A 9,077-nucleotide genomic window follows, 5' to 3' on the forward strand; every position below is an offset into this window, starting at 1 on the left:
CATCCGACCGCCGTCCTTCCGTTTCCTGGCCCGGCCGGATGAACACCCCGGCGCCCGGCTCGGTACCATGAAGATTCATCCCCTCCCGGTTGTCCCGGACCGTTCGGGCCTCGGCAGGGGTCGGCCCCGGTGCCCCGAGGAGTTGTCCTTGCCCGACGAGGTTGTGCCCACGGCCGAAGCGGCCACCCCCGAAAACCGTCCCACGCCCTCGGGGGCCACCCCGGCACGCCCGACGCCGACCTCCTCGCGTTCGCTCGGCCCCTCCGGCCGCGGCTCCACCGGCGGCATGCGGGCCCGGCTGGCCCGCCTGGGCGGCCAGCGCTCCAGCGTGCTCAACCCCGTCCTGGAGCCGCTGTTCCGCTCGATCCGGGCCAACGACCCCAAGGCCGACCCGGCACTGCTGCGCGACATCGAGAAGGCGTACGCGGTGGCCGAGAAGTGGCACCGCGGGCAGAAGCGCAAGAGCGGCGACCCGTACATCACCCACCCGCTGGCCGTCGCGACGATCCTGGCCGAGCTCGGCATGGACGCCCCGACGCTGATGGCCGGGCTGCTGCACGACACCGTCGAGGACACCGACTACGGCCTGGAGACCCTGCGCAAGGACTTCGGCGACTCGGTGGCCCTGCTGGTGGACGGCGTCACCAAGCTGGACCGGGTCAAGTTCGGCGAGGCCGCGCAGGCCGAGACCGTCCGCAAGATGGTCGTGGCGATGGCCAAGGACCCGCGGGTCCTGGTGATCAAGCTGGCCGACCGCCTGCACAACATGCGCACGATGCGCTACCTCAAGCGGGAGAAGCAGGAGAAGAAGGCCCGCGAGACGCTGGAGATCTACGCCCCGCTGGCGCACCGGCTGGGCATGAACACCATCAAGTGGGAGCTGGAGGACCTCGCCTTCGCGATCCTCTACCCCAAGATGTACGACGAGATCGTCCGGCTGGTCGCCGAGCGCGCCCCCAAGCGGGACGAGTACCTGGCGACCGTCATCGACCAGGTCCAGGGGGACCTGCGGGGCGCCCGGATCACCGCCTCCGTCACCGGCCGACCGAAGCACTACTACTCGGTCTACCAGAAGATGATCGTCCGGGGCCGGGACTTCGCCGAGATCTACGACCTGGTGGGCATCCGGGTCCTGGTCGACACCGTCCGCGACTGCTACGCGGCGCTGGGCACCATCCACGCGCGGTGGAACCCGGTGCCGGGGCGGTTCAAGGACTACATCGCGATGCCCAAGTTCAACATGTACCAGTCGCTGCACACCACGGTGATCGGTCCCGGGGGCAAGCCGGTCGAGCTGCAGATCCGCACCTTCGACATGCACCGGCGGGCCGAGTACGGCATCGCCGCGCACTGGAAGTACAAGCAGCGCGCGGTGGCCGGGGCCTCCAAGGTCCGCACCGACACCCCGACCCAGGTCCGCAAGGACGACAAGGCCGGCGCCGTCAACGAGATGGCCTGGCTGCGGCAGCTGCTGGACTGGCAGAAGGAGACCGCCGACCCGGGCGAGTTCCTGGAGTCGCTCCGCTTCGACCTGGCCAGCAACGAGGTCTTCGTCTTCACCCCCAAGGGCGACGTGATAGCCCTGCCGGCCGGGGCGACCCCGGTCGACTTCGCCTTCGCGGTGCACACCGAGGTCGGCTACCGGACGATAGGCGCCCGGGTCAACGGGCGGCTGGTGCCGCTGGAGTCGACCCTGGAGAACGGCGACACCGTCGAGGTGTTCACCTCCAAGGCGGAGAACGCCGGCCCGTCCCGGGACTGGCTGGGCTTCGTCAAGTCGCCGCGTGCCCGCAACAAGATCCGCGCCTGGTTCTCCAAGGAGCGCCGCGAGGAGGCGATCGAGCACGGCAAGGAGGCGATCGTCCGGGCGATGCGCAAGCAGGGCCTGCCGATCCAGCGGATCCTGACCGGCGACTCGCTGGTCACCCTGGCCCACGAGATGCGCTACCCCGACATCTCCTCGCTCTACGCCGCGATCGGCGAGGGCCACGTCGCCGCGCCGAACATCGTCCAGAAGCTGGTCCAGGCGCTCGGCGGCGAGGAGGGCGCGACCGAGGACCTGGCGGAGACCGCCACCCCGACCCACGACAACCGCCGTGCGGTGCGCCGCCGGGCCAAGGGCGACCCGGGCGTGATCGTCAAGGGCGTCGAGGACGTCTGGGTCAAGCTCTCCCGCTGCTGCACCCCGGTGCCGGGCGACCCGATCGTCGGCTTCGTGACCCGCGGCAACGGCGTCTCGGTGCACCGCGCCGACTGCGTCAACGTGGAGGCGCTGAACCAGCAGCCGGAGCGCATGATCGACGTCGAGTGGGCGGCCACCCAGTCCTCGGTCTTCCTGGTGGCCATCCAGGTCGAGGCGCTGGACCGCTCCCGGCTGCTCTCGGACGTCACCCGGGTGCTCTCCGACCAGCACGTCAACATCCTGTCGGCGGCGGTGCAGACCTCCCGGGACCGGGTGGCGATGAGCCGCTTCACCTTCGAGATGGGCGACCCGAAGCACCTGGGCCACGTGCTCAAGGCGGTGCGCGGCGTCGAGGGCGTGTACGACGTCTACCGCGTCACCTCCGCCCGCAAGTAGCGGCGGCCCCGCCACAGGCGGCGGGAACGCGGAAGGCCCCCGGGAGCGGTCCCGGGGGCCTTCGCCGTTCAGCGCGCCGAGGCGATCAGCCGCTGAACTCCTCCTGGCTCTTGTGCGCCTGGTCCAGCAGGGTCCGCACGCCGTCCAGCTCGGACTCCAGCTTGGCGACCCTGGAGGCGTTGCCGGCCGCGCGGGCCTTGTCCAGGTCGGCCTGGATCTTGTCGGCCTTCGCCTGGAACAGGCCCACCATGCCGGCCGCGCGGGCCTTGGCCTCCGGGTTGGAGCGCGCCCACTCGGCCTCCTCGGCCTCGCGGATGGCCCGCTCGACCGCGTTCAGCCGGCCGTCCAGCTTCGGACGGACCTCGCGCGGCACGTGCCCGATCGCCTCCCAGCGCTCGTTGACCTCGCGCAGCGCGGCCTTGGCGGCCTTGAGGTCGGTGATCGGCAGGATCGTCTCGGCCTCGGCGGCCAGCGCCTCCTTGAGCTTCTGGTTCTCCACCTGCTCGGCGTCCCGCTCGCTGAACACCGCGGAGCGGGCCTGGAAGAAGACGTCCTGGGCACCGCGGAACCGCGCCCACAGCTCGTCCTCGATGTCCCGCTGGGCCCGGCCGGCGGCCTTCCAGCGCGCCATCAGGTCGCGGTAGGCGGCCGCGGTGCTGCCCCAGTCCGTGGACGAGGACAGCGCCTCGGCCTCGGACACCAGCGCCTCCTTGGTCTGCCGGGCCTTCTCGCGCTCGGCGTCCAGGGTGGCGAAGTGCGCCTTGCGGTGCTTCGAGAAGACCGAGCGGGCGTGCGAGAAGCGGTGCCAGAGCTCGTCGTCGCTCTTGCGGTCCAGCCGCGGCAGGCCCTTCCAGGTGTCCACCAGGGCGCGCAGCCGGTCCCCGGCCTCCCGCCACTGGGTGGACTCGGCGAGCTGCTCGGCCTCGGAGACCAGGGCCTCCTTGGCCGCACGGGCCTCGTCCTGGGCCTTGGCGCGGGCGGCCTTGCGCTCCTCGCGCCGGCTCTCGATCTCGCCGGTGAGCGTGTCCAGCCGCTTGGCCAGACCCTCCAGGTCTCCGACCGCGTGCCCCTCGACCACCTGGGCGCGCAGGTGCTCCAGCGCGGCCAGGGCGTCCTTGGCGGCCAGGTCGGTGGTGCGCACCCGCTTCTCCAGCAGGCCGATCTCCACCTCGATGCCCTGGTACTTGCGCTCGAAGTAGGCGAGGGCCTCCTCGGGCGAGCCGGCCTGCCAGGAACCGACGACTCGTTCGCCGTCGGCCGTCCTGACGTAGACCGTGCCCTGCTCGTCCACACGGCCCCACGGGTCGCTGCTCATAGCGCGTCCTCCACATGACGTCGCGCCCGCGCCGGGGCGGCGCGCGTCCGTCGTCCACAGTTGATGTGCGACGGACCGAAAGAGTCCGCCGTCCCCGTCCGCCGTGCCTTGCTGCCGAGGGTGACGGCTAGGCGGGTCCGGGCACCCTATACAACGCCAACATAGGCGACCAGGCCCGGTGCTGTCCGCATCCGGGCCGGGCGATTTCGGTCCGGGGCCGTGCGAGGGCGGCGTCCAGGCCACCCGCCGACGACCCCGGAGTCGGTCAACCCTTCGCCACCGTAACGGAGTTGAAGGTGACGTCGGCCATCGGGTGGCCGTCCGACGAGCCCTCCAGGGTGCCCGCGGCGGCGATCTTCTGCACCACGTCCAGGCCGCCGGTGACCTTGCCGAAGGGGGTGTAGTTCGGGGGCAGCTTGGTGTCCTTGTAGACCAGGAAGAACTGGCTGCCGTTGGTGCCCGGACCGGAGTTGGCCATCGCCACGGTGCCGGCCGGGTAGGTCGCGCCGGTCAGGTTCTCGTCCGCGAACTTGTAGCCGGGGCCGCCGGAGCCGCCCGGGACGGTCGCGCTGGCGGTCGGGTCGCCGCACTGGAGCACGAAGATGCCGTCGGTGGTGAGGCGGTGGCACTTGGTGTGGTCGAAGTACTGCTCACCGGCCAGGAAGGCGAAGGAGTTCACTGTGTGCGGGGCCTTGGCCGCGTCCAGCGCGATCGTCACCTTGCCGCAGTTGCTGTCCAGCGTCATGGCGTACGAGCCGCCCGCGTCGATCGTCATGGGCGGCTCGGCCTGCCACTGCTTGCCGTTGGGCGCGCCCGGCGCCGGGGCGGCGCAGCCCTCGACCGGCTTGCGGGTCGGGGTGGTCGGCTCCTCGGTACCGGTCGGCGCGGCCTGGGCGCTGTTCGAGGCCTTCTTGTCGCCCTTGTCGTCCGAGCTGAACGCGCCGGTGGCGATCAGGGTGCCACCGCCGGCCAGGACCACGACGGCGAGCGAGGCGCCCAGGATCGTGTTGCGCCGCCTGCGCGCGGCCTGGGCCGCGACCCGGCGCTCCAACTGGCGCTCGTACTTCTCTCGGGCGAGCTGCCGCCGCCGCTGTTCGCTGCTGACCACCGGCCGTGTCTCCTACGGATGTGCGGGAAAAGTGGATGGATTCCGGAGCGGATCATCGCATCCCTCGGCGGCCAAGTGTAGGGACCGGGCCTGTAAGAACCCGGTGAACCTGCCGGGCCGCGCCGCCCCGCCGCCCCTATCTGGTTCGCAACCGGACCCGCGGCGCCGGTAGGCTGCCGTTACGCCGGAAATTTTTTTCGATACTCATCGCCACCGCCGCACACCCGAAGGACGCGCGTGTTCATCGCCGGATTCCCCGCTGGAGCCTGGGGCACCAACTGCTACCTGGTCGCTCCGGCGGCGGGCGAGGAGTGCGTCATCGTCGATCCCGGCCACCAGGCGGCCCGCGGCGTCGAGGAGATGGTCCGCGAGCACCGGCTGAAGCCCGTCGCCGTGCTGCTCACCCACGGCCACATCGACCACGTGGCCTCGGTGGTCCCGGTCTGCGGCGCCCGCGGCGTCCCGGCCTGGATCCACCCCGAGGACCGGTACATGATGTCCGACCCGGAGAAGGCGCTCGGCCGCTCCCTGGGCACCCAGCTGATGGGCGAGCTCACCGTCGGCGAGCCCGACGACGTGCGCGAGCTCACCGACGGCGGCGTGCTGGAGCTGGCCGGCCTGAAGCTCACCGTGGACCATGCCCCGGGCCATACCGGGGGGTCGGTGACCTTCCGGACGCCCGGTGCCGAGGACCTCCCCCCGGTGCTGTTCTCGGGCGACCTGCTGTTCGCCGGCTCCATCGGGCGTACCGACCTCCCGGGCGGGGACAGCGAGGCGATCATGAACTCGCTGGCCCGGGTGTGCCTGCCCCTCGACGACTCCACCGTGGTCCTCTCCGGCCACGGCGGTCAGACCACCATCGGCCGCGAGCGCGCCACCAACCCCTACCTCCGACAGGCAGCGGGGGCGGCAGGCGCCCCGGCTTTCCCGCGACGAGGAATGTGACGGAAGAGAAGTTGAGCACCTTCACCGCCCCCAAGGGCACCTACGACCTGCTGCCCCCCAGCTCCGCGACCTTCCTGGCGATCCGCGAGCGCATCGCCGCGCCCGCCCGCCGGGCCGGTTACGGCTACGTCGAGACCCCGGTCTTCGAGGACGTGAAGCTGTTCTCCCGCGGTGTCGGCGAGTCCACCGACATCGTCTCCAAGGAGATGTACACCCTCACCACCAAGGGCGGCGACGAGCTCGCGCTGCGCCCCGAGGGCACCGCCTCGGTGCTGCGCGCCGCGCTCCAGGCCAACCTCCACAAGCAGGGCAACCTGCCGGTCAAGCTCTGGTACTCGGGTTCGTACTACCGCTACGAGCGCGCCCAGAAGGGCCGCTACCGCCAGTTCTCCCAGGTCGGCGCCGAGGCGATCGGGGCCGAGGACCCGGCGCTGGACGCCGAGCTGATCATCCTGGCCGACGACGCCTTCCGCGACCTGGGCCTGAGCAACTACTCGCTGCTGCTCAACAGCCTCGGCGACAAGCAGTGCCGCCCGGTCTACCGCGCCGCGCTGATCGACTTCCTCTCCGGCCTGGACCTGGACGAGGAGACCCGCCGCCGCGCCGAGATCAACCCGCTGCGCGTCCTCGACGACAAGCGCGAGTCGGTGCAGGCCCAGCTGGTCGGCGCCCCGATGCTGCGCGACTACCTGTGCGAGGCCTGCAAGGCGTACGACGAGAAGGTCCGCGAGCTGCTCACCGCGGCGGGCGTGGCCTTCGTGGACGACCCCAAGCTGGTGCGCGGCCTGGACTACTACACCCGCACCACCTTCGAGTTCGTACACAACGGCCTCGGCGCCCAGTCCGCGATCGGCGGCGGCGGCCGCTACGACGGCCTGTCCGAGATGATCGGCGGCCCGGCGCTGCCGTCCGTCGGCTGGGCGCTCGGCGTGGACCGCACCTACCTCGCGCTGGAGGCCGAGGGCGTCGCCCTCGACCTGCCGGCCGCCACCTCCGTCTACGCCGTCGCGCTCGGCGAGGAGGCCAAGAACACCCTGTTCGCCAAGGTGGTCGAGCTGCGCCGGGCCGGCGTGGCCACCGACCTCGCCTTCGGCGTCAAGAGCATCAAGAACGCCATGAAGTCCGCCGACCGGTCCGGCGCCCGCTTCGCCCTGATCGCCGGGGACCGGGACCTCGCCGAGGGCGTCGTCCAGCTCAAGGACATGAGCACCGGCGAGCAGACCCCCGTCGCCCTCGACGCACTCGTCACCACCCTGAAGGAGAAGCAGCTGTGATCCGCACGCACGACGCGGGCACGCTCCGCCCGGAGCACGCAGGCACCACCGTCACCCTGGCCGGCTGGGTCGCCCGCCGCCGCGACCACGGCGGCGTCGCCTTCATCGACCTGCGCGACGCCTCCGGCACCGTGCAGGTCGTGGTCCGCGACCTCGACTCGGTGCACGGCCTGCGCGCCGAGTACTGCGTCAAGGTCGTCGGCGACGTCCGGGTCCGCCCCGAGGGCAACGAGAACCCCGACATCCCGACCGGCGCCGTCGAGGTCGTCGTCAGCGCGATCGAGGTGCTCTCCGAGGCCGCCCCGCTGCCCTTCCCGGTCGCCGAGTACGAGCCGGGCACGGTCAACGAGGAGGTCCGGCTGCGCTACCGCTACCTGGACCTGCGCCGCGAGGGCCCGGCCAAGGGCCTGCGCCTGCGCTCCAAGGTCAACAACATCATCCGCCGGGTGATGGAGGAGAACGACTACCTCGACATCGAGACGCCGTACCTCACCCGCTCCACCCCCGAGGGCGCCCGCGACTTCCTCGTCCCGGTCCGCCTCCAGCCCGGCCACTGGTACGCCCTGCCGCAGTCGCCCCAGCTGTTCAAGCAGCTGCTGATGGTGGCCGGCATGGAGCGCTACTACCAGATCGCCCGCTGCTTCCGCGACGAGGACTTCCGCGCCGACCGGCAGCCGGAGTTCACCCAGCTGGACATCGAGGCCTCGTTCGTCGACCAGGAGGACGTCCTGGCCCTCGGCGAGAAGATCGTCGGCTCCATCTGGCGCGAGGTGCACGGGTACGAGATCCCGAACCCGCTGCCCCGGATGACCTACGCGGACGCCATGGGCCGCTACGGCTCGGACAAGCCGGACGTCCGCTTCGGCCAGGAACTCACCGACCTGACCGAGTACTTCAAGGGCACCGAGTTCCGCGTCTTCCAGGCCCCGTACGTCGGTGCCGTCGTCATGCCCGGCGGCGCCTCGCAGCCGCGCAAGCAGCTGGACGCCTGGCAGGACTGGGCCAAGGCGCGCGGCGCCAAGGGCCTGGCCTACGTGCTCATCGACGCCGAGACCGGCGAGCTGCGCGGCCCGGTCGCCAAGAACCTCTCCGCGGAGCACCTGGCCGGCCTCGCCGCCGCCGCGGGCGCCAAGAACGGCGACGCGGTCTTCTTCGCGGCCGGCAAGGAGCGCGCCTCCCAGGAGCTGCTCGGCGCCGCCCGCCTGGAGATCGGCCGCCGCTGCGAGCTGATCGACGAGTCCCAGTGGGCCTTCCTCTGGGTCGTCGACTTCCCGATGTTCGAGCCGATCGAGGACGACAAGGGCCAGTTCCAGGGCTGGCACGCGGTGCACCACCCGTTCACCGCCCCGACCGCGGAGTCGCTGGCCACCTTCGACACCGACCCGGGCTCGGCGCTCTCCAACGCCTACGACCTGGTCCTCAACGGCTCGGAGCTGGGCGGCGGTTCGATCCGTATCCACCAGCGCGACGTGCAGAAGCGGGCGTTCGACGCGATCGGCCTCTCCGAGGAGGAGGCGGCCTCGCAGTTCGGCTTCCTGCTGGACGCCTTCAACTACGGCCCGCCGCCGCACGGCGGTGTCGCCTTCGGCCTGGACCGCATCGTCACCCTGCTGGGCGGGTACGACACCATCCGGGACGTCATCGCCTTCCCGAAGACGTCCACCGGCGGCGACCCGCTGACCGGCGCCCCGACCCCGATCACCCCGGCGCAGCGCCGCGAGGCCGGCGTGGACGCCAAGCCGAAGGTCCGCGAGGACGCCAAGGGCGAGGCCCAGCCCCAGGCCTGACGCCGCGTCATCCGCTAACCTGCAACGGCCCCGGACGGCTCACCCGCCGTCCGGGGCCGGTCCACAACGG

General features: G+C 71.6%; 6 protein-coding genes. 4 read left to right on the forward strand and 2 right to left on the reverse strand.

The window, feature by feature from the left end:
* The first annotated feature begins 67 nt into the window (after positions 1-67).
* Positions 68-2,578, forward strand: a complete 2,511-nt coding sequence (locus tag ACFU6K_RS21055) for a RelA/SpoT family protein (protein WP_380665153.1) — start codon at positions 68-70, stop codon at positions 2,576-2,578.
* An 85-nt stretch (positions 2,579-2,663) separates the two neighbouring features.
* Here ACFU6K_RS21055 and ACFU6K_RS21060 read toward each other — a convergent pair whose 3' ends face one another.
* Both ACFU6K_RS21060 and ACFU6K_RS21065 read right to left on the reverse strand, forming a co-directional pair.
* Complete coding sequence (locus ACFU6K_RS21060) at positions 2,664-3,893, reverse strand: DUF349 domain-containing protein (protein WP_380665155.1); 1,230 nt, start codon at positions 3,891-3,893, stop codon at positions 2,664-2,666.
* Between the two features lie 265 nt (positions 3,894-4,158).
* The gene (locus ACFU6K_RS21065; RefSeq protein WP_380665157.1) at positions 4,159-5,001 is read right to left on the reverse strand and encodes a peptidylprolyl isomerase; all 843 of its coding nucleotides are present in this window, start codon (positions 4,999-5,001) and stop codon (positions 4,159-4,161) included.
* Positions 5,002-5,238: 237 nt separating this feature from the next.
* Between ACFU6K_RS21065 and ACFU6K_RS21070 the strand changes: the two genes are divergently transcribed.
* Genes ACFU6K_RS21070 through aspS form a run of 3 tightly spaced genes read left to right on the forward strand, consistent with a single transcriptional unit; the run spans position 5,239 to position 9,007 of the window.
* Positions 5,239-5,946 (forward strand): MBL fold metallo-hydrolase, encoded by a 708-nt coding sequence (locus ACFU6K_RS21070; protein ID WP_049651819.1) that lies wholly within the window; start codon positions 5,239-5,241, stop codon positions 5,944-5,946.
* Positions 5,947-5,957: 11 nt separating this feature from the next.
* Positions 5,958-7,220, forward strand: a complete 1,263-nt coding sequence (hisS, locus tag ACFU6K_RS21075; RefSeq protein WP_380665159.1) for a histidine--tRNA ligase — start codon at positions 5,958-5,960, stop codon at positions 7,218-7,220.
* Positions 7,217-9,007 (forward strand): aspartate--tRNA ligase, encoded by a 1,791-nt coding sequence (gene aspS, locus ACFU6K_RS21080; RefSeq protein WP_380665161.1) that lies wholly within the window; start codon positions 7,217-7,219, stop codon positions 9,005-9,007. Before hisS ends, aspS begins: the two co-directional genes overlap by 4 nt.
* The last annotated feature ends 70 nt before the right edge of the window (positions 9,008-9,077 follow it).

Origin of the sequence: Kitasatospora sp. NPDC057512, from assembly GCF_042802135.1 — a bacterium.
Lineage (GTDB): Bacteria > Actinomycetota > Actinomycetes > Streptomycetales > Streptomycetaceae > Kitasatospora.

Coding starts and splice junctions, on each gene's coding strand:
- ACFU6K_RS21055 (WP_380665153.1), top strand. CDS start 68: ATGAAGATTCATCCCCTCCCGGTTGTCCCGGACCGTTCGGGCCTCGGC.
- ACFU6K_RS21060 (WP_380665155.1), bottom strand. CDS start 3,893: ATGAGCAGCGACCCGTGGGGCCGTGTGGACGAGCAGGGCACGGTCTAC.